Genomic DNA, 21,017 nt, shown 5'->3' with positions numbered 1-21,017 from the left:
CGAACGTTGTGCATGCAACGGTACGGCGCGCGCTGCTCAATGGCTGATCATCCATGGGCGGCTGCTCCCCGCCGGACGCTTGAGCCCATCGCGCTGCGTGCCACCGCTGCTCGCGCCCGCCAACGCGACGCGCGAGCCGCTGCAACAGCCGCAACCCGATGGATGGCGCGCCGCCCCGCCGCTTGTCTGGCGCGGCTCGTGCGCGGCCCGTTCGTTGGTCGCGTGAGCATGGCGCTCGCCGCTCGCCATCAGCGCGAGCGCCGGCGCGCTGATCAGGCGCGATGCACTGGCGCCGCAATCAGGGCAATGCAGCGGCAGATCGCGCGCGGCGACGCTGCGCATCACGGCGAACGGGCCGCAGCTCGCGCATTCAAACTCGTAAACCGGCATGACTGACTCCCCGTGTTGGCCACTGACGATCAGGACCGCGCGAGATCGTACGAAAGCGGCACATCCACGCCGCCGTGCACGTGCTTCACCGGACCCTGCGCATTCGGACGAATGTCGAAATCGAAGATCTGCGTCGGCAGCCACAACGTTGCACACGCATTCGGAATATCGACCACGCCGCTGATATGCCCCTGCACCGGCGCCGTACCCAGCACGGCATACGCTTGTGCGCCCGAATAGCCGAATTTCTTCAGATACTCGATGGCGTTGAGGCAAGCCTGCCGGTAAGCGATATGCACGTCGAGGTAATGCTGCTTGCCGCTCTCGTCGACCGAGATGCCTTCGAAGATCAGGTAGTCGTTATAGTTCGGCGTGATCGGGCTTGGCTTGAAGACCGGATTGCGAATGCCGTATTTCTCGACGCCGCCCTTGATCAGATTGACGCGCATATGCACCCAGCCGGCCATTTCGATCGCGCCGCAGAACGTGATTTCGCCGTCGCCCTGGCTGAAGTGCAGATCGCCGACCGAGAGACCCGCGCCATCGACGTAGACGGGGAAATACACCTTCGAACCGCGCGACAGGTCCTTGATGTCGCAATTGCCGCCATGCTCGCGCGGCGGCACCGTACGTGCGCCGTGGGCGGCCGCTTGCGCCTTCGCGTCGCCGCCGAGCTTGCCCATATGTGCGGTGGCTGCGAACGGCGGATTCGCGAGCGGCGGCACACGCGCGGGCTCGGTGGCGATCAGCGCCGCTTCGCGTGTATTCCATGTTTCGAGCATCTTCGCATCGGGCAGGCAGCCGATCAGCCCGGGGTGGATCAGCCCGGCGAAATTCACGCCCGGCACGTGCCGCGAACTCGCATACAGGCCGTGAAAATCCCAGATCGACTTCTGCGCATGCGGAAAATGATCGGTTAAAAAGCCACCGCCATTCGACTTCGAAAAGAAGCCATTGAAGCCCCACTGTGAATCGGGGCGTGCGCCCACGTCGAGCAGATCCACCACGAGCAGGTCGCCCGGCTCCGCGCCTTTCACGCCCACCGGGCCCGACAGGAAGTGCACGATCGACAGGTCGATATCGCGCACGTCGTCGGCGCTGTCGTTGTTCTTGATGAAGCCGCCGGTCCAATCGTAGGTTTCCAGAATGAAATCGTCGCCGGGATTGACCCAGCAGGCCATCGGAATGTCCGGGTGCCAGCGGTTGTGGACGTTTTCGTTTTCGTAAGCCGACTGGTTCAGGTCGACCTTGATCAGGGTATCGGGCATCTCACACGCTCCTCGTTTCAATCACTCGAACATGCGCGGCGGCTCGTGCCGCCGCACGCCACGGCCTCGTCGGCGGGCCGGTCAGACAGACAGGTATTCGCGAATCCGCTCGCTGTCGCCGGCATCGCGCGTGCTCTGATGCACGAAACGCCCGCCTTCGATGACGAACAGGCGGTCGGCCACATCGAGCGCGAAACTGAGTACCTGTTCGGATACCAGAATCGCGATGTCGCGCGTCTTGCGGATTTCGTTCAGCGCTTTCGCGATGTCCTTGATCACCGACGGTTGAATGCCTTCGGTCGGCTCGTCGAGCAGCAGCACTTTCGGGTTGGTCACGAGCGCTCGTGCGATCGCCAGCTGTTGCTGCTGCCCGCCGGACAGGTTGCCGCCCTTGCGTTTGCGCATATCGAACAGCACCGGGAAAAGCGCGTAGATGTCGTCGGGCACCTGCCGGCTGCTCGCGTTCTCGAGACCCGTCTGTATGTTTTCCTCGACGGTCAGCGTCGAAAAGATCTGCCGTCCTTGCGGCACATAGCCAATGCCTTTCGCCACACGGCGATAGCTCTCTTCGCCCGTCACGTCGACACCGCCGACGCGCACCGAACCGCGCCGCGCCGGCAGAATGCCGATCAGCGTCTTGAACAGCGTGGTCTTGCCCATGCCGTTGCGGCCCATCACCGCCACGGTCTCCTTGCTCGCCACGTCGAAGCCGATGCCGTGCAGCACCTCGCTTTGCCCGTAGTTCACTGCCAGATCGTCGACTTGCAGCATGCGCGCCCCCTCAATGCCCGAGATAAACGTCGATCACGCGCGAGTCGGCCTGCACCTGTGCCATCGGCCCTTCCGCGAGAATCTTGCCTTGATGCATCACGGTCACCTTGTGCGCGATGCGTTCGACGAAGGCCATGTCATGCTCGATCACGATCATCGAGCGGTTCTCGCAAATGCGATCGAGCAGTTCGGCCGTCACCTCGCGCTCGCGCACGCTCATGCCGGCAATCGGTTCGTCGAGCATCAGCAGCTCCGGCTCCTGCATCAGCAGCATGCCGATTTCGAGCCATTGCTTTTGCCCGTGCGACAGCAAGCCCGCTTCCAGATCGAGCGATGCGGCAAGGCCGATCTCGTCGGCCACCGACTGCACGCGATTGGCCACCTCGGTATCCTGCCGGTACGCCAGCGCGCCGAACACGCTGCGCCCGCGCGGAAACGACACCTCGAGGTTCTGCGCAACGCTGAGGTTTTCGTAGATCGACGGCGTCTGGAACTTGCGGCCAATGCCTTTGCGCACGCGCCGGAATTCTGCGAGGCTCGTGATCTCTTCGTTGCGAAACTTGATGCTGCCCGCGGTTTCGCGCGTCTTGCCGCAGATCAGATCGAGCAGCGTCGTCTTGCCCGCGCCGTTCGGCCCGATCACCACGCGCAGTTCGCCGCGTTCGAGGTACAGGTTGAGCGAATCGATCGCCTTGAAGCCGTCGAACGACACGCTCAGGTCTTCGATCGCGAGCAGGAAATCGCTATTGCTCATCGCTGGCACTCCTCTTGTAGGCGGAGCCGCGCAGCGCCCTTTGCAGGCGCGCACGCACGTGCTGCTCGTACAGTCCGGCCAGTCCGTTCGGGAACGCCATCACGACGCCGATAAACATGGCGGCCATCAGATACAGCCACAGGTTCGGGAAGCTCTCGGAAAACCACGTCTTGCCGAGGTTGACCAGAATCGCGCCGTACACGGCGCCGACCAGCGACATGCGCCCGCCGACCGCCGCATAGATCACCATCTCGATCGACGGCACGATGCCGACGAACGAAGGCGACATGAAGCCGACCTGCAGCGTGAACATCGCGCCGCCGATCGCGGCGAGCAGCGCCGCCACGCAGAACGCGAACACCTTGAACATCGACACGTCGTAACCGGAAAAGCGCACGCGGTCTTCCTTGTCGCGCATGGCGAGCAACAGCGTGCCGAGCTTGCTGCGCTGGATCCAGCGGCAGCCGATCAGTGCCGCGAGCAGCAGCACCGCATTGACGAAATAAAGAATCAGCTTGGCGTGGTCGGTGCGAATGTCCCAGCCGAGCAGCGTGCGCAGATCGGTAATGCCGTTGACGCCGCCGGTCAACCCCTGCTGGCCGATGATCAGCACCGACAGGATCAACGCAATGGCCTGCGTGATAATCGCGAAGTACACACCGCCGACGCGCCGCTTGAACATCGGATAACTGACGATCAACGCGACCGCGACGGGCACGACCAGCGACGCGAGTATCGCAAACGGCAACGAATGGAACGGCTTCCACCAGTATGGCAGCGCAGTGATCTGATTCCAGTCCATGAAGTCGGGAATGCCTGGCGTCGTTTGCGTTTTGGTGGCGATCGGATCGGATGCCTCGAGCTTCAGGAACATCGCCATCGCATAGCCGCCGAGACCGAAAAACACGCCCTGGCCGAGACTCAGCACGCCGCCGTAGCCCCATGCGATGACGAGACCGATCGCCACGAACGCGTACGTCAGGTACTTGCCCATCAGGTTCAAACGGAACGCGTCGAGTGCGAGCGGGAAGACGACCAGGATCACCAGGGCGAGCAGCACGATGCCGCCGTATCCGGATGCCTCGATGCGCGCGGCAAGCGCACGCCAGCCGACGGGCGCGGCAGCTGATTGGCCGCGGGCCGCTGCCGCGCCGGCAGAGGGATTCAGAGGTTCCATGTCCGTCTCTCCGAACAGGTTGATCGGGCAAACTCAAAGGAAGCGTCAAGCTGGTGCAGCGCGTGCTTCAGTTTCATGCGCGCCGCACCTTCGAAGCGAAAAGCCCTTGCGGCCGCAACATCAGGATGATCACGACCGTCAACAAGGTCAGCACGCGCGCCGTGGATCCCGACAGAAAGAACTCGCTGATCGACTGTGTCTGCGCGATGCCGAATGCCGATGCGACCGTGCCGAGCAGGCTCGCGGCGCCGCCGAAGGTCACCACGAGAAACGAATCGACGATGTAGAGCGAGCCGCTGGTCGGCCCGGTCGAGCCGATTGCCGTGAAGGCGGCGCCAGCCACACCGGCCACGCCGCAGCCAATGGCGAAGGTCGCGCGGTCGGTCAGCTTCGTATTGATGCCGGCGGCGTTGGCCATCGGCCGGTTCACCACCGTGGCCCGCACCCGCAGTCCCCAGCGCGAGCGGTACAGCGCAAGCAGCAGGCCGCCGGTCATCAGCAGTGCGAGGCCCATCACGAACATCCCGCTCACCGGAATGTCGAGGCCCTGCGCCGGCTCCCACGAGCCCATCAGCCAGTCGGGCAGCGCCGGGCTCACTTCCTTCGGGCCGAAGGTCGAGCGGAACAGCTGCTGCATGCCTAGGCTCAAGCCCCAGGTGGCCAGCAGCGTATCGAGCGGACGCCGGTACAGATGCCGGATCAGCGCCCACTCGGCAAGCCAGCCCGCCGCGAACGCGATAAAGAACGCGGCCACGATCGCAAAGAAGAAGTACACCGGCGCAAACGCGTGCCACACGTTCTGCGCGAACAGCGAAAACAGATACACGGTGTACGCGCCGATCGTCATGAACTCTCCGTGCGCCATATTGATCACGCCCATCTGGCCGAAAATCACGGCGAGCCCGAGCCCCATCAGCAGCAGCACGCTGAACAGGCTCAAGCCGGCGAAACCCTGCATCAACGTAATGTTGAGAATGTCGGTTGGTGACATCGAAGTTCTCCCAGGTTCGGCGGGTTCGCGCCCGCCGTCGCACGGCCCATTCAGGCGGCTTACATGTAGCCTTTCGGGAACGGATCCGGCTTGATCGGCGCATCCGACTGCGCGACGACCTTGAACTGGCCGTCGGCCTGGCCTTCGCCGATCAGCGAGCGGCTCCACAGGTGGTGGTTCGCATCGACCTTCGCGTAACCTTGCGGCGCGTTGTTCAGTTCGATGTTCGGCGACGCCGCGACCACCTTGTCGACGTCGAAGCTGCCCGCGCGCTCGCATGCGGCCTTCCAGATCCACGGGCCGAGGTAGGCCGCCTGCGTGACGTCGCCGATCACCGCGTGCTGGCCGTATCGGGCCTTGAAGGCCGCGACGAATTTCTTGTTGTTGTCGTTGGTCAGCGATTCGAAATACTTCATCGACGAGTAGAAGCCCGCGAAGTTTTCGCCGCCGATGCCGAGCACTTCGTCTTCGGTTACCGACAGCGTCAGCAGGAACTGCTTCTGCGGCGTGATACCCGAGGCCTTCAGCTGTTTGTAAAACGCCACGTTCGAGCCGCCCACCACGGTCGCGAAAATACAGTCCGGGCGCGCCAGCTTGATCTTGTTCATCAGCGAGTTGAACTCGGTGGTGCCGAGCGGGTAGTACTCTTCGCCGACCACCTTCGCATGCAGGTGCTGCTCGATATGGCGGCGCGCGATCTTGTTCGACGTACGCGGCCAGATGTAATCGGAGCCGACGAGGAAGAAACTCTTTGCCTTCTTCGTATTCGATGCCCAGTCGAGTGCCCACAGAATCTGCTGAGTGGCTTCCTGGCCGGTGTAGAACACGTTCTTCGACTGCTCGAGGCCTTCATAGAAGGTCGGGTAGTACAACAGGCCGTTATCCTTTTCGAACACCGGCAGCACCGCTTTGCGCGACGCCGAGGTCCAGCAGCCGAACACCGCCGCGACGTGATCGTTTTCGAGCAGCTTCTTCGACTTCTCGGCGAAGGTCGGCCAGTCGGATGCGCCGTCTTCCTGAATGATCTGGATCTTGCGGCCGAGCACGCCGCCCATTGCGTTGATCTGCTCGATGGCGAGGCGTTCGGCCTGGATCGAACCGGTTTCGGAAATCGCCATCGTGCCGGTCGCGGAATGCAGCTGGCCGACCGTCACGGTCGTATCGGTCACGGCGAGGCCGGTCGTGTTGACCTTTGCCGTCGGCGCCCCTTGCGCGAACGACAGGCTCGGCATGCCGAGCGCGGCCAGCGGCGCCGCGGCGAGGCCGCCGAGCAGGCGCCGGCGTAACGGCGAAGGCGCTTGCGGTGCCGCGGCTGTTGCGTCCGTCACTGCAGAACCGGTTGCGGGGTCTTCGAATCGATCGTCTACGGCCATCGTTGTTCTCCTTGTCTGATCCGCGTCGTGGGTTGAAGCGCCGGTAGTGTTCGGCGCTGCGTGGACGCAATGTAGGAGGACAAATTCGGATTCGATATACGTCGATTGACGTATATCCGCCGAAAAAATTGGAACGTAACTTGCTCGATGCATCGACCCGCGTAGTACACGCACTAAACTGGATCATCGAATATGGCCCAGACGCACCAGACCGCAGCGCTGCCCGTCACGACCCAGCGCATCGTCAAGATCCGGCGCGACTACAACGCATGGGTCGGCGACGAAACGCTCGAGGACTATGCGCTGCGTTTCACGCCGCGCTCGTTCAGGCGCTGGTCCGAATTCCGCGTTGCCAATACCGCGATCGGCGCCGTATCGTTTCTCGTGCTCGAGGCGATCGGCGGCGCGCTCGTGATCAATTACGGTTTCGCCAACGCGGTCTGCGCGATCGCGGCCGTTTCGTTGCTGATCTTTTTGACGAGCCTGCCGATCAGCTACTATGCGGCGCGCTATGGCGTCGACATGGACCTGCTGACGCGCGGCGCCGGTTTCGGCTATATCGGCTCGACGCTGACGTCGCTGCTGTACGCGAGCTTTACGTTTATCTTTTTCGCGCTCGAAGCGGCAATCATGTCGCTCGCGCTGCAGCTGTACTTTCACATTTCGATCGACGTCGCGTATGTGATCAGCTCGCTGGCAGTGATTCCGGTCGTGATGTTCGGCATCACGCTGATCAACCGTTTGCAAAGCTGGACCCAGCCGCTGTGGCTCGTGCTGTTCGTGCTGCCATACGCAGCGGTGTTATGGCACAGCCCCGGTCTGCTCGCGGACTGGACCACCTTCGCCGGCCTCGCGCCGGGCGGCCACGAATTCAGCGTGATCGCATTCGGGCAGGCGTGCACCGTCGTGTTCGCCCTGATCGTGCAGGTGGGCGAGCAGGTCGACTATCTGCGCTTCCTGCCGCCGCTCGACGCGCACAACAAGCGGCGCTGGTGGATCGCGTTGCTGACGGCGGGTCCCGGCTGGATCGTGCCCGGCGCGCTGAAAATGCTCGGCGGCGCATTTCTCGCTTTTGTCGCGGTCCAGTACGAGATCGACGTCGGTCATGCGGCGCAGCCCACGCAGATGTATCTGATCGCGTATCACCATCTGCTCGATCCGCTCGGGCTCGCCGCCTGGGCGGCGCCGGCGATGACGCTGTTCGTGATCGTCTCGCAGCTGAAAATCAACGTGACCAATGCGTACGCGGGTTCGCTCGCATGGTCGAATTTTTTTGCGCGCCTCACCCACAGCCATCCGGGCCGCGTCGTCTGGCTCGTGTTCAACGTGCTGATCGCACTGTTGCTCGTCGAAATGGGCGTGTTCGAAGCGATCGGCAAAGTGCTGTCGCTCTACGCGAACATCGCGATCGCATGGATTGGCGCGGTGTTTGCGGATCTCGTCGTCAACAAACCGCTCGGTTATAGCCCACGGCATATCGAATTCAAACGCGCGCATCTGTACGACGTGAATCCGGTCGGCGTCGGTGCGATGCTGATCGCCGCGGTGGTGGCCGCGTTTGCGCACGTCGGCATGCTCGGCGTGCTCGCGCAAGCGATGTCTTCGTATATCGCGTTCGGCGTGGCGTTCGTCTGCGCACCGGCGATCGCAATCGCCACGCGCGGCCGCTTTTACCTCGCACGCGAAGCGCAAGCGCCCGACGGTCATGAGACGCGGCGCTGCGTGATTTGCGAGAACGACTTCGAACCGGACGACACCGCGCATTGCCCCGCGTACGGAGGCACGATCTGCTCGCTGTGCTGCTCGCTCGACTCGCGCTGCAACGACCGCTGCAAGCCGCACGCGCGCTTCGGCACGCAGTTGAACGACGCGGTGCACCGGCTGTTTCCGGATGCGGCGCTCGGGCCGACCACCTTGCGCCTTGCGCGCTACCTGAGCCTCGTCGCGGCCATGCTCGCGCTGCTCGGCCTCGTGCTCTATCTCGTGTGGTCGCAAAGCACGCGCTCTCTCGCGCCGCTCGACACGCTCGCGTGGAAGGAACTCGCGCACAGCTACGTGACGATCTTTTTCGCGCTGTCGCTGATCGGCTGCATCGGCGCCTGGTGGCTCGTGCTCGAACGCGAAAACCGGCGTGTCACGCAGGAGGAATCGCAGCGCCAGACCGAATTGCTGATGGTCGAAATCGACGCGCACCAGAAAACCGATGCGGCACTCAAACGCGCGACCGAGGCAGCCAAGTCGGCCAACCAGGCGAAAAGCCGCTATGTGACAGGCTTGAGCCACGAACTGCGCACGCCGCTCAACAGCATCCTCGGCTACGCACATCTGCTGCTGCAGGCACGCGACGAGATACCGGCCGCGCGCCATCACGCGATCCAGACCATCCAGCGCAGCGGCGAACATCTGCTCGCGCTGGTGGACGGGCTACTGGACGTCGCGCGCATCGAAGCCGGCAAACTGCAGTTGAACGTGACCAGGGTGCCGCTGCCCGATTTCATCGAACATCTTGCCGCGATGCTGCGCCCGCAGGCCGCCGAGAAGGCGCTCGACTTCGACGTGCAGACCGTCGGCCGCCTGCCGCGCATCGTCCGCTCCGACGAGAAATGCATGCGGCAGATCCTGATCAACCTGATCGGCAACGCAATACGTTTCACGTCGGCCGGTTCGGTGACACTGCGCGTGAGCCACGCGTGGGACACCGTCACGTTCGAAGTGAGCGACACGGGGCCCGGCATCGCGCCTGCCGATATCGAGCGGCTTTTCATGCCCTTCGAACGCGGCCATGCGGCGCGCGACCACGACCATGGCGCGGGCCTCGGGCTCACGATCTGCCAGTTGCTGACGCAGGCGCTCGGCGGCAGCCTCGAAGTGGACAGCGCGCCTGGCCGCGGCACGCGCTTCGTCGTCAAGCTGTTCGCGCCGGAAGTGCATGCGGTGGAAGATATGCCCGCTGCCACCGGCGGCATCGGCGGCTACCACGGCGCGCGACGCACGGTGCTCGTTGTCGACGATCTGCCCGATCAGCGCGCCATCGTCGTTCAGGTGCTGGCGCCGCTCGGCTTTACGGTCGCGGAAGCCGGCAGCGGCCCCGATGCGTTGCGCTGGCTCGGCATTCATGGCGCGGACGCGATCATCATGGATATCTCGATGCCCGACATGGACGGCTACGAAACGAGCCGATTGATTCGCGACAGCCAGCTGAGCCACGCGCCGATCATGCTGCTGTCGGCCAACGCCTTCGCCGACGATCGCGAGCGTGCAACGGCGATCGGCTGCGACGACTATCTCGTGAAACCGCTGCAGGTAACGCTGCTGCTCGAAAAGCTCGCCCGGCTGCTGCACATCGAATGGATCGTCGCGCCCGAAAGCGCGGCCCCGACCGGTGCGCCAACGCCGCCGGCGGCGATCGAGGCGCGGCCCGCGTTGCCGCGTGCCTTGCGCGATGCACTCAAGGCGCTACTCGAAATGGGCTACGTGCAAGGCATCGTCGAACAGCTCGACAAGGCCACGCTGCAATGGCCGCAGTTGACCGACGAATTCGCGTCGCTGCGCGCTCTCGCGCAGCGTTTCGAGCTGGCGGCATTCGGCCGCCGACTCGCCCTACTCTCCGACGACTCCGATGGCTGAAGACTACGTTGACCTCGCCGAAGCCGCCACGCTCGACTTCGCCAGCAACCGCAGCGTCGTGCTGATCGTCGACGACACACCCGACAATCTCGCGCTGCTGTCCACCACGCTCGAATCGGCCGACTATACGGTGCTCGTCGCGCTGAACGGCGAAGCGGCGCTGAAGTGCCTCGGGCGCGTCACGCCAGATGTCGTGTTGATGGATGCGATGATGCCCGACATGGACGGCTTCGAAACCTGCCGCCGCCTGAAGCTCGACAGGCGTCACGCACATTTGCCCGTTATTTTCATGACTGCGCTGACGCAGACCGAACATGTCGTGCAAGGATTCCGCGTCGGCGGAATTGATTATGTGACGAAGCCTGTCAAGCCAAACGAAGTCTGTGCGCGCATTGCCGCACACGTGCAGCGCTCGAAGGCGCAGCGCTACGCCGATGCCGTGCTCGGTCTCGATGCGCGCGCCGCGTTGATCGCGGCTGCGGACGGTACGATCCGCTGGCTGAATCCGCAAGCGTCACTGCGCTTGCGCCGCTATGAAGCGACGGCGCAAGACGATATATCGCCAGCGCCGGCAAGCCTGCCGCCGCCCTTGCTGCAGTGGTTCACCGGCTGGATTGCGCGTGGCTGCGACGCACAGGCAATGTTCGAATGCACGACGCACGGCGTGCGCTGCACCGCCCGCGTGTCCGGCAACCCGGCGCGCGGCGAATGGATGCTGATCCTCGAGGAATTCGACGACGCCGCGCACGCCACGACGCTCGGCACGCAATTCGGGCTCACCACGCGCGAAGCGGAAGTGCTGCTGTGGCTATCGCGTGGCAAGACGAATCGCGACATCGGCGAGATTCTGAGCATGGCGCCGCGTACCGTGAACAAGCATCTCGAGCATCTGTTCCACAAGCTGCATGTGGAGACGCGTTCGGCTGCGGCCGCGCTGGCGGTGAAGGCTGCGAATCGGGCGTGAGATCCACAGGCGTGAATCCGGTCACGCGATACACGGCGTGTCGGAGTCGTCATGCGGATGCATGAAGCGCCTGATCGTCACCACGCGCTTACCGGGCACCTACGCAAACTATAAAAGTCCGCTCGTTACCACGAGGACGGCGCGGTATATTCCGAGCTGGTGTCGCCTGATCCCTGAACCGCACCGCTGAATCGCTCGTCACCGCGTGCGGCGCATAATAACAGCGCAATGAAACGTATTCGTTCAAAACGCGCGCAAACGTATGCGACGTGCTTAACGCCTGGCGCAATGCTGAAGGGATTTAATTTTTCCCGAAGGGCGCCGTTAACCAAGGACGCGTTTTTGTCGCGGCCCTTAGGGTCATAGCATGACAGAGGAGACCATTAATTGTCGCACGACAATTCGCAGGTGTTCAGGTGAGGAGGTCTTTTGAATCGTTCAGCATGCCACAGGGAAAACTGGCCAGTTGGCTCGTCTACCCCGGCAGAGACACGCCGCTCGCTATTCGTGCCGCGCTCGTTTCGACGCTATTCGGCACCTTGCCGATTTTCCTCGGTGGCGTATTCAATACCATCGCCGTTGCCGCAGCGCTCGCGTATCGTCATCCGAGCCCGCCCTTCCTGTTCTGGCTATTCTCGGAAATCGCGGTTTGCCTGACGCGCCTCGTGCTGCTGATGCTCTCTCATCGGCGCGCGCGACAGGGCAAGCCCACGCCGACCGACCTTTACATTCTTCTGGCGCCGCTATGGGGCGCGACCGTCGGCTATGGCGCGCTGATCAGTGCAACCAGTGGAGACTGGGTAGCCGCTACGCTATCCTTCCTTTCCGCTGCCGCGATGGTGGGCGGAATCTGTTTCAGAAACTTCGCTGCGCCGCGCCTCGTGGCCATCATGATTTTTCTGTCGCTCGGTCCATGCTGTATCGGCGCCGTGCTGTCGGGCGAACCCGTGCTTCTGTTGACGCTGGTTCAGATCCCGTTCTATCTGTTCGCCATGAGCGTCGCCGCGAAAAAACTGAACGTGATGCTGATATCCACGATGGAGGCCGAGCGCGAGAACGACCGCCGCGCACGTCACGATGGCCTGACTGGATTGCTTAACCGTGCGGGGTTTTTTCACGCCGTCACCTATGAGCTCTCCGACGCGGCTCGACAAGGAGCCGGCGCACCGGTTTTCTATATCGACCTCGATGGATTCAAAGCGGTTAACGACGCTTATGGTCACGAGTGCGGCGACAGGCTGCTCATCGAGGTCGCGGCAAGACTTCGCCGGCTCGCGGGGCCCAATGCTCTCGTGGCCCGCATGGGCGGCGACGAGTTCGTCATCGTCGATCAACCGCCGTATGCGGCTGAGCCGCATGCGTTTGCGAATAGCGTGATTGCGGAGATCGAAAAGCCATTTCACCTGAGCGAAGACGTCACGGTCAGCATCGGCGCCAGCATTGGTATCGCGTCGGTGACCGGCGACGATAGCGCGATCGATACGGTGCTCGAATCGGCGGACGTCGCGATGTATGAGGCCAAACGGAATAAGAAAAAGCGGGAAGTGGCTACCTAAGCCAGGATACGCATCTCTTCCGTGCCGCTTGTGCAAACGATGTGGCTTACGCGCGTCAAACCTTCATGACCAGATCAGGCGCGTACTGTTCAAGATGGCCGTCAACCGTCATGAAATGCATCGGCTCGTGTTTCGCCTGGGCGATGAGCAGCCGATCGAATGGATCACGGTGGTAGTCGGGAAGATGGCGTACCGCCGCACCGTGCGCCGCGATGACGGGCAATTCGTTGAATCCGCTCGTCTCGATGGCGCTCACCAGTTCGTCGATATCGACGTCCAGCTTCCCCAGCCCTGCCTTGATGGAAGCCTCCCAGATGCTCACGCTGCTGACGAACACTTCCGCCGCCTCTGATATTTTCGCGCGGGCCGCGGCGCTCAATTTTGCGTCGTCGGCGACCACCCACAGGAAAATATGCGTGTCGAGCAGCAGGCGCATCACCGTCCCTCAAAAGCGGCGAGAATGTCGTCGGGCAGCGGCGAATCAAAGTCGTCGGCAATGCGGATGCTATCGCGCATCACGCCGAAGCGCCGGAGAGGTTTTTCAGATTCGACGGGTACGAGCCGGACCGCCGGCTTACCCCGCTTGGAGATAACGACCTCTTCTCCAGCCATCGCTGCATCGACAAGCCGCGACAGAGTCGTCTTGGCTTCGTGAATGTTGGCGTTTTGCATGACATCGCTCCATGGAACGACACCATTCTAGCCAACTTGGCTAAGTTGGTCTACTGCCAGCAAGTGCCCGTGCCCTAATATCGCGACTAGTGTCGCGTGCCGTGGTTACCCTCGAACTGATAAAGCGGCCTTCCCAATCCTATAATGCAGCCTCGATGGCGACAGCGAGCGTCAGCCAGGAGAACAGCATGATCGACGCAGCAAAGGTTGAACAGCACTACGGGCAGGCAAGCCTGATCGAACGCCTGCGCGATGCGCTCAAGGCAGACGGGTTCGACGACAGAACGCTGCACGCGGAAGACCTTGCGCCGCTAGACCAGTTTCACTCGCGAGGCCTGCAAGCCACTGTAGAACTCGCGCAAGCACTGAACATCGGCGAGGCAACACACGTGATCGATATCGGTTCGGGTCTCGGCGGACCGTCCCGATACCTGGCCGCAACGTACCGCTGCAACGTCCGCGGAATCGACCTCAGCGAGGCCTATGTCGACGCAGCAAGATTTCTCGCCGAGCGCACCGGCCTGGCGGATCGCGTCAATTACACGCGCGCCAATGCACTATCGCTTCCCTTCGAATCCGCATCGTTCGACATTGCCTGGACCCAGCATGTCGCAATGAACATCGCGGACCGCGCGACGCTGTATCGCGAAGCCCATCGCGTATTGCGTCCAGGCGGCCGCTTCGCGATATACGACGTGGTCGCCGCGTCGGGCGAGCCTTTGCACTATCCGGTTCCGTGGGCAGCCACGCCGGAAACAAGCTTCCTCGTCACGGCGGACCGCATGCAAAGCCTGCTGCTCGGGCAGAACTTCGAGATCGTTTCATGGACGGACTGCACCGAAGCCGCCATCAACTGGTTTGCCGAAGTGCAGAAAGCGCGCGCAGCGAGGTCCGGCACGCCCGCGCTCGCGCTTGGCCTGCAAGTCGTGATGGGGCCGGGGTTCGGCGAGATGACGAAAAATCTCGCCCGCAATCTGCGCGAAGGACGAGCGGGGTTGATCCAGGCGATCGTCGCAAAGCCCTGAAGAGCAGCCGCATGTCGCCCGCAGCGAACATCGCACCCGCGTAGGCGGCGGCCAGGCTTGCCGCTTAAAGCGTGTCCTCGAACCGGCAGTTGACGAGCAACTCCGCCATGCTCGCCGAGTTCGGCAGTTCGATCGTATTGGCAATGAGCGTCGCGATATCGCGCGGCTGCGTCATCGCGGACGGTTCGAGGTCCGCAAGACTTGCCGCCATATCGGTATTGACGAAGCCGGGGCACACGGCCGTCGCGCGCACGCCGTCGTCCCAGCCCGCACGTCTCACCGCGTGCGTCAAAGCGATCACAGCGTGCTTCGACATCTGGTAACCGACATTGAGGTTTTTCACGCGTTTCCCGGACAACGACGCAATCTGGACAAAACGCCCGGCACTCGCACGTTTCAGATGCGCAAGCGCGGCCTGCACGAGTCTGAACGGCGCCTTGACGTTGATATCCAGCGTTTCTTCAAGCAAATCCTCAGTGCCATTGTCGAACGAGATCATCTTGCAGATGCCCGCGTTGCTGATCAATACGTCAAGACGGCCGAACTGCTCGATCGTGGCGTTCACCCACTGCCGCCCCGCATCCGTATGCCGTGCCTCGTAGGCACAGACGAATGCGTCCAGGTCGTTATCGAATAAAGCCGGCTCGCGCACGCCCAGCGAAAGCCGATATCCGCGCCGGTGCAACTCGAGTGCGATCTCGCGGCCAATGCCGCGATTCGCACCGGAAATCATCGCCACTTTCGTCATCGGTTGCTTCCTTTCGTGAAGTGCTTTCCGCGCCGGGCATCAGAAGCCAGCGTCGATCGTGATCTTCGTGCCGTCGCTGAAGCGGCTCAGGCGAAACGCATGCGGATCGACCAGCGGCGCATCGCCGTTGACCAGGTCCGCCATCAGCCGGCCCGCGCCCGGTCCGATGCCGAAGCCGTGGCCCGAGAAACCCGTGCCGATAAAGAGACCGGGCACGCGCTCGACCGGCGAAATGATCGGGATCGCGTCCGGCGTCACGTCGATATAGCCGGCCCAGCGTTGCGCGATACGCGCATCGGCCAGCTTCGGAAAGACACTGACGAACTCGCGCAAGCCGTTATCGACATAAGGAACGACGGGATCGGGGTCAAGCGTGCGCACCGCTTCGAATACGGTCGGGCGGTCGAGCGACCAGCGGCGCGGCCGCTTCATTTCGTCGAAGAAGCGTTTGCCGAAGTGAATCTGCAGCGCGCCCATCTGGCTTTTCAGCGCCTCGATGTATTTGAAGAACAGGCGAAACGAATCGGGCGTCAGGTCCGTATGCGTGCGCATGCCGTACGCGACCGTATAGCCGCCGTCCGCGCGCTTTCTGAACGCAAATTCCTCGTTGTTCGCACTGCATGTCGGGCCGCCTTCGAGCGGCTCGGTACGCAGCACCGACGCGCGCGTCAGCAATTGCGGCAAGTCGACGCCGAGATTGCCGCAGAAATATCGCGTCCACGCGCCGCCCGCAACGACGACGGCCTGGCAGCGTATCGACCCGTGCTCGGTCACCACCGCACTCACGCGAGCGCCGCTCGTCTCGACGCCGCGCACCGCACAGGGCGTCAGAATCTTCACGCCGCGCCGGCGCAGCGCATTCGCGATCGCCGGCGCGGCCTTTTGCGGCTCGGCGCGCGCGTCGCTCGGCGTAAAGATGCCGCCGCGAAAACTGCGCGACGCGCCCGGCAGCAGTTGCGCAATCGAAAGCGTGTCGACTTCGCGCGTATCGAGCCTGTCGCCCGCTATCTCGCGCGCACGCGATAGCCAGTCGCGATGCCGTTGCAGCGTTTCGTCATCGTCGGACACATAGAGAATGCCGCACTCGTTGAAGCCGGTATCGATGCCAAGCGTGCGATCGAGCGTACGCCAGATTTTCAGGCTCTCGATGCTAAGCAGCAGCTCGCGCGGATCGCGCCGCGTGACGCGCACCCAGCCCCAGTTGCGGCTCGACTGTTCGCCCGCTATGTGTCCCTTCTCGCAGAGCGCGACGCGCAGGCCCTTGTCGCTCAGATGAAGCGCGGTCGATACGCCGATGATGCCGCCGCCTATCACGACGACATCGGTTTCTTCAGGTATCTGGATATCGTCGGCGACGATGTCGACTGGTGGTCCCATGATGATGTTGTCGTTGTGCGTGATGTCGATGTGGGTGTCAGTGGTGCCGCTCGGCGACGGCGGCCGCGGCGGCCTGCGATTGCAGCGCCTGCGCGCGCCGCGACGGGCGCGCCGCACGGCTATTGGTGCGCATGTTCGGGTTCGCGAAGCGGTTGGTCCAGCGGTCGATATGATTGATCGCGTGCGTGAGCGGCACCGTGATCAGCAGATAAACGACGCCCGCGGCCACGAGCGGCGACAGATTCGCGGTGTTCACGGCGGTGTTCTGGCCGATCGTAAACAGATCGCGTTGCGACGTCAGAAGCCCGAGAAAATAAACGAGGCTCGAATCTTTGACAATCGCGATGAACTGATTCGCGAGCGCCGGCAGAATGCGCCGGATGCCTTGCGGCACGATCACGTAGCGCATGCTGCTCCAGTACGTCATGCCGAGCGCGAGACTCGCATACAACTGGCCATGGCCGACGCTCTGAATGCCGGAGCGGAAAATCTCGGCGATATAGGCCGACGAAATCAGTGCGAGCGCAACGATCGCGAGCGGGTACGGATTGGGTCCGAACAACGCGAGTCCGACCGGCGCAAGCCCCTGTCCGACCACGAGAATCACGAGCGCCGCCGGCAGGCCGCGAAACACGTCGATATAAATTCGCGCGGGCAGCATGAGCCACCGTATATTCGACACCACCATCAACGCAAGCACGAGGCCCGCAACGATGCCGAGCACGGTGGAAAACACCGAGAGAATCAGCGTGTTCACGAGACCCGTGCCGAGCAGGCTCGGCAGCGAATCGATCAGAAGCGGCCAGTCGAAGAAGTTCTGCAAAAAGGCGTCCATATGCGCGCTCTCCGGAAAAGCGTGGTCGACTCAAGTCCGTGCCGTCTCGTGGCCTCTCGTGCGCCGGCGCGTGCACCCGCGCGTTTGCCCGATCAGGTGCCCGCTTTCATCTCGTACGGCGGCAGGCTCGTGGGCTTCGGATAGCCAGGATGGAATTGCAGATAGAGCTTCATCCATGTGCCGTCGGCGACGAGTTCGCCCAGCGTCTTGTTGAGGGCGGCTTCGAGTTTCGTATTGCCTTTATGGACCGGAAAGCCGGCCGGCAAGTTCACCGCGGAGATGTCGAGCTTGTCCGCGATGTTCATCTGCGGGTATTTGCTTTGCAAGCCCTCGACGAGCGTCTTGTCGACAAAGTAGCCGTCGATGTATTTATTGCGCAGCGCGAGGAAGCCCGCATTGAGGTTCGGAAAGCGCACGATCTGCGCATCCGGCAGGTAGCTCGACGAATAGGTGTCTTCGATCGTGCCTTGAATCACACCGATGCGTTTTCCCTTGACGGACCCGACGTCGCTCGAGATCGTGCCGCCCGGCAAGGTCGCGACGCTGAGCAATCCTGTCAGATACCCTTCGGAAAAATCGACCATCTTGAGCCGGTCTTTCGTGATCGAAATCGAGCCCGCGGCAAGGTCGATCTGCTGGTTCGCGACGCTCGGCAGCAGTCCCGAGAAGTCCTGTGCACGAAAGTCGGCCGTCAGGCCGAGCTTCGCGGCGATCGCGCGTATCAGCTCGACGTCGAAGCCGGTCATCTTGCCATTGTCGATATACGAATAAGGCTTGTTGTTCGCATCCACGCCGGCCACGATCTTGCCCGGCGTCAGCGTACCCACGTCCTCGGCATGAGCGGCCGATACCGCGGCGACGCACAACGACATCGCCATCGCAAGACGGCGTGCAAAGTGACTGAAACGCATGATGAGGCTCCTCCCGAAAGAAACGGTGGTGAACGAAACCAGAACCGGCTCGAGGCTGCGAGCCATAACCCTTATTGTTCGGTTGATGCTCAGGACAACGCGGCGCGCACGCGGCCGCGCCACATGTCGTCGAGCTGGTAAAGCGCGGTGCCGAGCGGCACGGCGAGCTGCCTTGCCATACCCGCGCCGCTCCACGGAAACGCGCCTTCGCCAAACGCACCGGCATCGCGCTCGACGCCGAGCATGTGTTTCGCGATGCGATGGCCGAGATAGCTCATCAGCGCGACGCCATTGCCATTGCAGCCAAGCGCATAGTGAATGCCGTCGTGCGAGCCCGTATGCGCGAGCTTGTCGCTCGTCATCGCCACATAGCCCTTCCACGCATGCGTGATGCGCACATCGCGCAGGGCCGGCCACAATTGCACGAGCTTCGCATACAGATGGCGCGCCGCGCCGCGTTCGTCGAGTTCGCGTATCGCAGGCCGCGAGCCGAAAATCATGCGCGTGCCGTCCGGCGACGGACGCGTATAGAAAAGATTGCGCTTCGAATCGCTGATCATCCGCCGCCCTGGATTGAGCACATCCATGAGACCGGCGGGCAGCGGCTCGGTCGCGATCTGATAGCTCGCCACCGGCAGTACGCGGCGTGCGAAGAACGGCAGCAGCCGCCCCGTATAACCGTTAGTCGCCACCAGCACATGCCTCGCATCGAGCGTGCCGCGCCGCGTATGCAGACGAAATCGTGCGCCACCGGAAGGGAACGGCGAGGTCCTTTCGATACGCTCCACTTCGGCATGCGAATGCAATGTTGCACCGCGGCGCCGTGCGAGTTCGCGCAACGCGCGATGATATTTCGCCGTATGCAATCCGCCGTATTCGTCGACGAGAATGCCGCCGTAGTAATAGTCGGAACCGACGATCGCGCGCTGCGCGTCGCGTTCGATCACATGAACGGTCACACCGGTCTTCTCGCCTAGCAACTGGCCCTGGCGTCGCAACTCGTTGAAATGTCCCGGCGTGAAAGCACCGAAAAAGCGACCGGTGATGCGCAGATCGGCGTCGAGCCTTTCGCCAATCACGAGCTGCTGCAGGTAGTCGAAGCTCGCCATCGATTCATGCATGAGGCGCGCGAGCCGCTCGGGGGATACGCCGCGAATCGCGTTCGTCAGCGCGAGCTTCTGTCCGCTCGAGACCATCCCGCCGCTGCGCGTGCTGCCGCCCGCGCCGATTTCGGCCGCATCGAGCACGGCCACGCGCGCGCCGTGCAGTGCGGCCTGCGCGGCAGCGGAGAGCCCGCAGTAGCCGCTGCCGATGATCGCGACGTCCACGCTGGACGGCAGCGGCAGCGGAGCGCTTTCAGGGGGCGCCGCGTCCCACCAGTAAGGAGCGCAGCGAAAAGCTTCGTGGAACAGCAACGCGTCAGGGCGCATGGGTTTGCTTCGGGCAGTGTGCGGGGCGAGAGAATCAGGATTGAGGCCAGTCTAGATTTGCGCGCATCATCCGGTCAAATAGCGCCAAAAAGGGCTTCTATTCATTTCTGATATGGCAAGCTAACGATTCAATGCGCCTTCACTAGCGGAGGATGGATGAATCTCAGGCAGGTCGAAGCGTTTCGCCTCGTCATGCTGCGAGGCTCGATGACAGCCGCGGCTCAGGAACTGGGCACCTCGCAGCCGAGCATCAGCCGCCTGATCGCGGAGCTCGAAGCGGCCACCGGCCTCGCGCTTTTCACGCGCATCGGCGGCCGCATTCGCGCGACCGATGCGGGCAGCGCGTTCTATCGTGAAGTCGACCGCAGCTTCGTCGGGCTCGAGAAGCTCGAGCATTCGGCGCGCGAGATTCGCCAGCTCGGCACCGGGCGTCTGCGCATCGTCGCGGCACCGGTGCTCGCCCTTTCGTTGCTGCCGATGGTGATCGAGCGATTTCTCGCCGCCTATCCGCGCGTGATCGTGTCGCTCGAAATGCGCAGCGAAGGGACCATTCAACGGTGGGTGTCGTCCGCCTACTGCGACGTCGGGTTTGCGACCGTGACGCCCGATGCGTTCGGCGTGACGAGCGCCGATCTCTACCGGCTGCCGGGACTCTGTGCGCTGCCGGTCCGGCATCCGCTTGTGGCGCGCACAAGCATCGATGCCAGCGATCTGCGCGGCGAACGCCTGATCCTGCCTTCGTACGCGGACGACACGCGGGCGCCGCTCGATCGCGTGTTGCGGCCCGCCGGCGCGGACCAGGTGCCTGCCGTGGAAACGCCTTATGGCGCGACGATCTGCGCCTTGGTGTCGCGCGGGCTCGGCATCGGTATCGTGAACCCGCTCGCAGCACTCGATGCGAATCCGCGCCGGATTGCATTCAGGCCGTTTACGCCGGCTATCCTGTTTCGCGGGTTTACGTTGTGTCCGCAACTACAGCAGGCGAACCCCGTGGTGGAGACATTTCTGAAGCTGGTCCGTGAAACGATGGAGCGCGAGATCGGCGCGCTGCGTGCAGGACGCGTCGATGCGCGGTCGCGACGGCGCCGCTGAGCGTCACTAAGTGCCGCTACGTGCCACTAAGCGCCAATGAGCGCCAATGAGCGCCC

At 63.0% G+C, this 21,017-nt stretch carries 19 protein-coding genes; 5 read left to right on the top strand and 14 right to left on the bottom strand.

The features are described 5' to 3' along the window. Positions 1-36: 36 nt before the first annotated feature. From BTO02_RS25215 to urtA, 7 genes are all read right to left on the bottom strand, one after another. The gene (locus BTO02_RS25215; RefSeq protein WP_075159898.1) at positions 37-390 is read right to left on the bottom strand and encodes an FmdB family zinc ribbon protein; all 354 of its coding nucleotides are present in this window, start codon (positions 388-390) and stop codon (positions 37-39) included. A 29-nt stretch (positions 391-419) separates the two neighbouring features. Next, positions 420-1,658: a formamidase gene (gene fmdA, locus BTO02_RS25210; protein ID WP_075159897.1), complete on the bottom strand. Its 1,239-nt coding sequence runs from the start codon at positions 1,656-1,658 to the stop codon at positions 420-422. Between the two features lie 81 nt (positions 1,659-1,739). After that, the gene (gene urtE, locus BTO02_RS25205; RefSeq protein ID WP_075159896.1) at positions 1,740-2,429 is read right to left on the bottom strand and encodes an urea ABC transporter ATP-binding subunit UrtE; all 690 of its coding nucleotides are present in this window, start codon (positions 2,427-2,429) and stop codon (positions 1,740-1,742) included. Between the two features lie 10 nt (positions 2,430-2,439). Next, a complete protein-coding gene (gene urtD, locus BTO02_RS25200; RefSeq protein ID WP_075159895.1) occupies positions 2,440-3,183 on the bottom strand; it encodes an urea ABC transporter ATP-binding protein UrtD in 744 nt (247 codons plus the stop codon). Then, a complete protein-coding gene (urtC, locus tag BTO02_RS25195; RefSeq protein ID WP_075159894.1) occupies positions 3,173-4,360 on the bottom strand; it encodes an urea ABC transporter permease subunit UrtC in 1,188 nt (395 codons plus the stop codon). Before urtC ends, urtD begins: the two co-directional genes overlap by 11 nt. A gap of 73 nt (positions 4,361-4,433) precedes the next feature. Next, positions 4,434-5,351, bottom strand: a complete 918-nt coding sequence (urtB, locus tag BTO02_RS25190; RefSeq protein WP_075159893.1) for an urea ABC transporter permease subunit UrtB — start codon at positions 5,349-5,351, stop codon at positions 4,434-4,436. Positions 5,352-5,410: 59 nt separating this feature from the next. Further along, a complete protein-coding gene (gene urtA, locus BTO02_RS25185) occupies positions 5,411-6,724 on the bottom strand; it encodes an urea ABC transporter substrate-binding protein (RefSeq protein ID WP_075159892.1) in 1,314 nt (437 codons plus the stop codon). Between the two features lie 192 nt (positions 6,725-6,916). On the opposite strand from urtA, the gene BTO02_RS25180 reads away from it, so the two are divergent. The 3 genes from BTO02_RS25180 (at position 6,917) to BTO02_RS25170 (ending at position 12,871) form a co-directional block, all read left to right on the top strand. After that, positions 6,917-10,351 (top strand): hybrid sensor histidine kinase/response regulator, encoded by a 3,435-nt coding sequence (locus BTO02_RS25180; RefSeq protein ID WP_075159891.1) that lies wholly within the window; start codon positions 6,917-6,919, stop codon positions 10,349-10,351. Continuing rightward, positions 10,344-11,315 (top strand): response regulator transcription factor, encoded by a 972-nt coding sequence (locus BTO02_RS25175; protein WP_083615365.1) that lies wholly within the window; start codon positions 10,344-10,346, stop codon positions 11,313-11,315. The genes BTO02_RS25180 and BTO02_RS25175 overlap by 8 nt, the downstream gene beginning before the upstream one ends. A gap of 416 nt (positions 11,316-11,731) precedes the next feature. Further along, on the top strand, positions 11,732-12,871 hold the full coding sequence (locus BTO02_RS25170; protein ID WP_075159890.1) for a GGDEF domain-containing protein: 1,140 nt from the start codon (positions 11,732-11,734) through the stop codon (positions 12,869-12,871). A 55-nt stretch (positions 12,872-12,926) separates the two neighbouring features. Here the strand turns inward: BTO02_RS25170 and BTO02_RS25165 are convergent, their stop codons facing one another. Continuing rightward, on the bottom strand, positions 12,927-13,307 hold the full coding sequence (locus tag BTO02_RS25165) for a type II toxin-antitoxin system VapC family toxin (protein WP_075159889.1): 381 nt from the start codon (positions 13,305-13,307) through the stop codon (positions 12,927-12,929). After that, positions 13,307-13,543: a type II toxin-antitoxin system Phd/YefM family antitoxin gene (locus BTO02_RS25160; RefSeq protein ID WP_075159888.1), complete on the bottom strand. Its 237-nt coding sequence runs from the start codon at positions 13,541-13,543 to the stop codon at positions 13,307-13,309. The genes BTO02_RS25165 and BTO02_RS25160 overlap by 1 nt, the downstream gene beginning before the upstream one ends. 188 nt (positions 13,544-13,731) lie before the next feature. On the opposite strand from BTO02_RS25160, the gene BTO02_RS25155 reads away from it, so the two are divergent. Beyond that, entirely contained in the window at positions 13,732-14,568 is an 837-nt protein-coding gene (locus tag BTO02_RS25155; RefSeq protein ID WP_075161364.1) for a class I SAM-dependent methyltransferase, read from the top strand. 64 nt (positions 14,569-14,632) lie between these two features. Here BTO02_RS25155 and BTO02_RS25150 read toward each other — a convergent pair whose 3' ends face one another. The 5 genes from BTO02_RS25150 to BTO02_RS25130 form a co-directional block, all read right to left on the bottom strand. Continuing rightward, positions 14,633-15,316, bottom strand: a complete 684-nt coding sequence (locus tag BTO02_RS25150; protein WP_075159887.1) for an SDR family NAD(P)-dependent oxidoreductase — start codon at positions 15,314-15,316, stop codon at positions 14,633-14,635. A 39-nt stretch (positions 15,317-15,355) separates the two neighbouring features. Next, the gene (locus BTO02_RS25145; RefSeq protein WP_075161363.1) at positions 15,356-16,693 is read right to left on the bottom strand and encodes an NAD(P)/FAD-dependent oxidoreductase; all 1,338 of its coding nucleotides are present in this window, start codon (positions 16,691-16,693) and stop codon (positions 15,356-15,358) included. A 37-nt stretch (positions 16,694-16,730) separates the two neighbouring features. After that, positions 16,731-17,528, bottom strand: a complete 798-nt coding sequence (locus tag BTO02_RS25140) for an amino acid ABC transporter permease (RefSeq protein ID WP_075159886.1) — start codon at positions 17,526-17,528, stop codon at positions 16,731-16,733. Positions 17,529-17,620: 92 nt separating this feature from the next. Continuing rightward, positions 17,621-18,439: an ABC transporter substrate-binding protein gene (locus BTO02_RS25135; RefSeq protein WP_075159885.1), complete on the bottom strand. Its 819-nt coding sequence runs from the start codon at positions 18,437-18,439 to the stop codon at positions 17,621-17,623. A gap of 89 nt (positions 18,440-18,528) precedes the next feature. Continuing rightward, on the bottom strand, positions 18,529-19,869 hold the full coding sequence (locus BTO02_RS25130; protein ID WP_075159884.1) for an NAD(P)/FAD-dependent oxidoreductase: 1,341 nt from the start codon (positions 19,867-19,869) through the stop codon (positions 18,529-18,531). 156 nt (positions 19,870-20,025) lie between these two features. Between BTO02_RS25130 and BTO02_RS25125 the strand changes: the two genes are divergently transcribed. Then, positions 20,026-20,961 (top strand): LysR substrate-binding domain-containing protein, encoded by a 936-nt coding sequence (locus tag BTO02_RS25125; RefSeq protein WP_075159883.1) that lies wholly within the window; start codon positions 20,026-20,028, stop codon positions 20,959-20,961. Positions 20,962-21,017: the final 56 nt, after the last annotated feature.

The organism is Paraburkholderia sp. SOS3, from assembly GCF_001922345.1.
Taxonomy (GTDB): domain Bacteria; phylum Pseudomonadota; class Gammaproteobacteria; order Burkholderiales; family Burkholderiaceae; genus Paraburkholderia.
The sequence above is the reverse complement of the archived record's forward strand: the minus strand, read 5'-3'. Positions and strand labels throughout refer to the sequence as shown.

What these genes read in the sequence shown, in the direction of transcription:
- BTO02_RS25215 (WP_075159898.1), bottom strand. Translation starts at nt 390, where the DNA reads ATGCCGGTTTACGAGTTTGAATGCGCGAGCTGCGGCCCGTTCGCCGTG.
- fmdA (WP_075159897.1), bottom strand. Translation starts at nt 1,658, where the DNA reads ATGCCCGATACCCTGATCAAGGTCGACCTGAACCAGTCGGCTTACGAA.
- urtE (WP_075159896.1), bottom strand. Translation starts at nt 2,429, where the DNA reads ATGCTGCAAGTCGACGATCTGGCAGTGAACTACGGGCAAAGCGAGGTG.
- urtD (WP_075159895.1), bottom strand. Translation starts at nt 3,183, where the DNA reads ATGAGCAATAGCGATTTCCTGCTCGCGATCGAAGACCTGAGCGTGTCG.
- urtC (WP_075159894.1), bottom strand. Translation starts at nt 4,360, where the DNA reads ATGGAACCTCTGAATCCCTCTGCCGGCGCGGCAGCGGCCCGCGGCCAA.
- urtB (WP_075159893.1), bottom strand. Translation starts at nt 5,351, where the DNA reads ATGTCACCAACCGACATTCTCAACATTACGTTGATGCAGGGTTTCGCC.
- urtA (WP_075159892.1), bottom strand. Translation starts at nt 6,724, where the DNA reads ATGGCCGTAGACGATCGATTCGAAGACCCCGCAACCGGTTCTGCAGTG.
- BTO02_RS25180 (WP_075159891.1), top strand. Translation starts at nt 6,917, where the DNA reads ATGGCCCAGACGCACCAGACCGCAGCGCTGCCCGTCACGACCCAGCGC.
- BTO02_RS25175 (WP_083615365.1), top strand. Translation starts at nt 10,344, where the DNA reads ATGGCTGAAGACTACGTTGACCTCGCCGAAGCCGCCACGCTCGACTTC.
- BTO02_RS25165 (WP_075159889.1), bottom strand. Translation starts at nt 13,307, where the DNA reads ATGCGCCTGCTGCTCGACACGCATATTTTCCTGTGGGTGGTCGCCGAC.
- BTO02_RS25160 (WP_075159888.1), bottom strand. Translation starts at nt 13,543, where the DNA reads ATGCAAAACGCCAACATTCACGAAGCCAAGACGACTCTGTCGCGGCTT.
- BTO02_RS25155 (WP_075161364.1), top strand. Translation starts at nt 13,732, where the DNA reads ATGATCGACGCAGCAAAGGTTGAACAGCACTACGGGCAGGCAAGCCTG.
- BTO02_RS25150 (WP_075159887.1), bottom strand. Translation starts at nt 15,316, where the DNA reads ATGACGAAAGTGGCGATGATTTCCGGTGCGAATCGCGGCATTGGCCGC.
- BTO02_RS25145 (WP_075161363.1), bottom strand. Translation starts at nt 16,693, where the DNA reads ATGGGACCACCAGTCGACATCGTCGCCGACGATATCCAGATACCTGAA.
- BTO02_RS25140 (WP_075159886.1), bottom strand. Translation starts at nt 17,528, where the DNA reads ATGGACGCCTTTTTGCAGAACTTCTTCGACTGGCCGCTTCTGATCGAT.
- BTO02_RS25135 (WP_075159885.1), bottom strand. Translation starts at nt 18,439, where the DNA reads ATGCGTTTCAGTCACTTTGCACGCCGTCTTGCGATGGCGATGTCGTTG.
- BTO02_RS25130 (WP_075159884.1), bottom strand. Translation starts at nt 19,869, where the DNA reads ATGCGCCCTGACGCGTTGCTGTTCCACGAAGCTTTTCGCTGCGCTCCT.
- BTO02_RS25125 (WP_075159883.1), top strand. Translation starts at nt 20,026, where the DNA reads ATGAATCTCAGGCAGGTCGAAGCGTTTCGCCTCGTCATGCTGCGAGGC.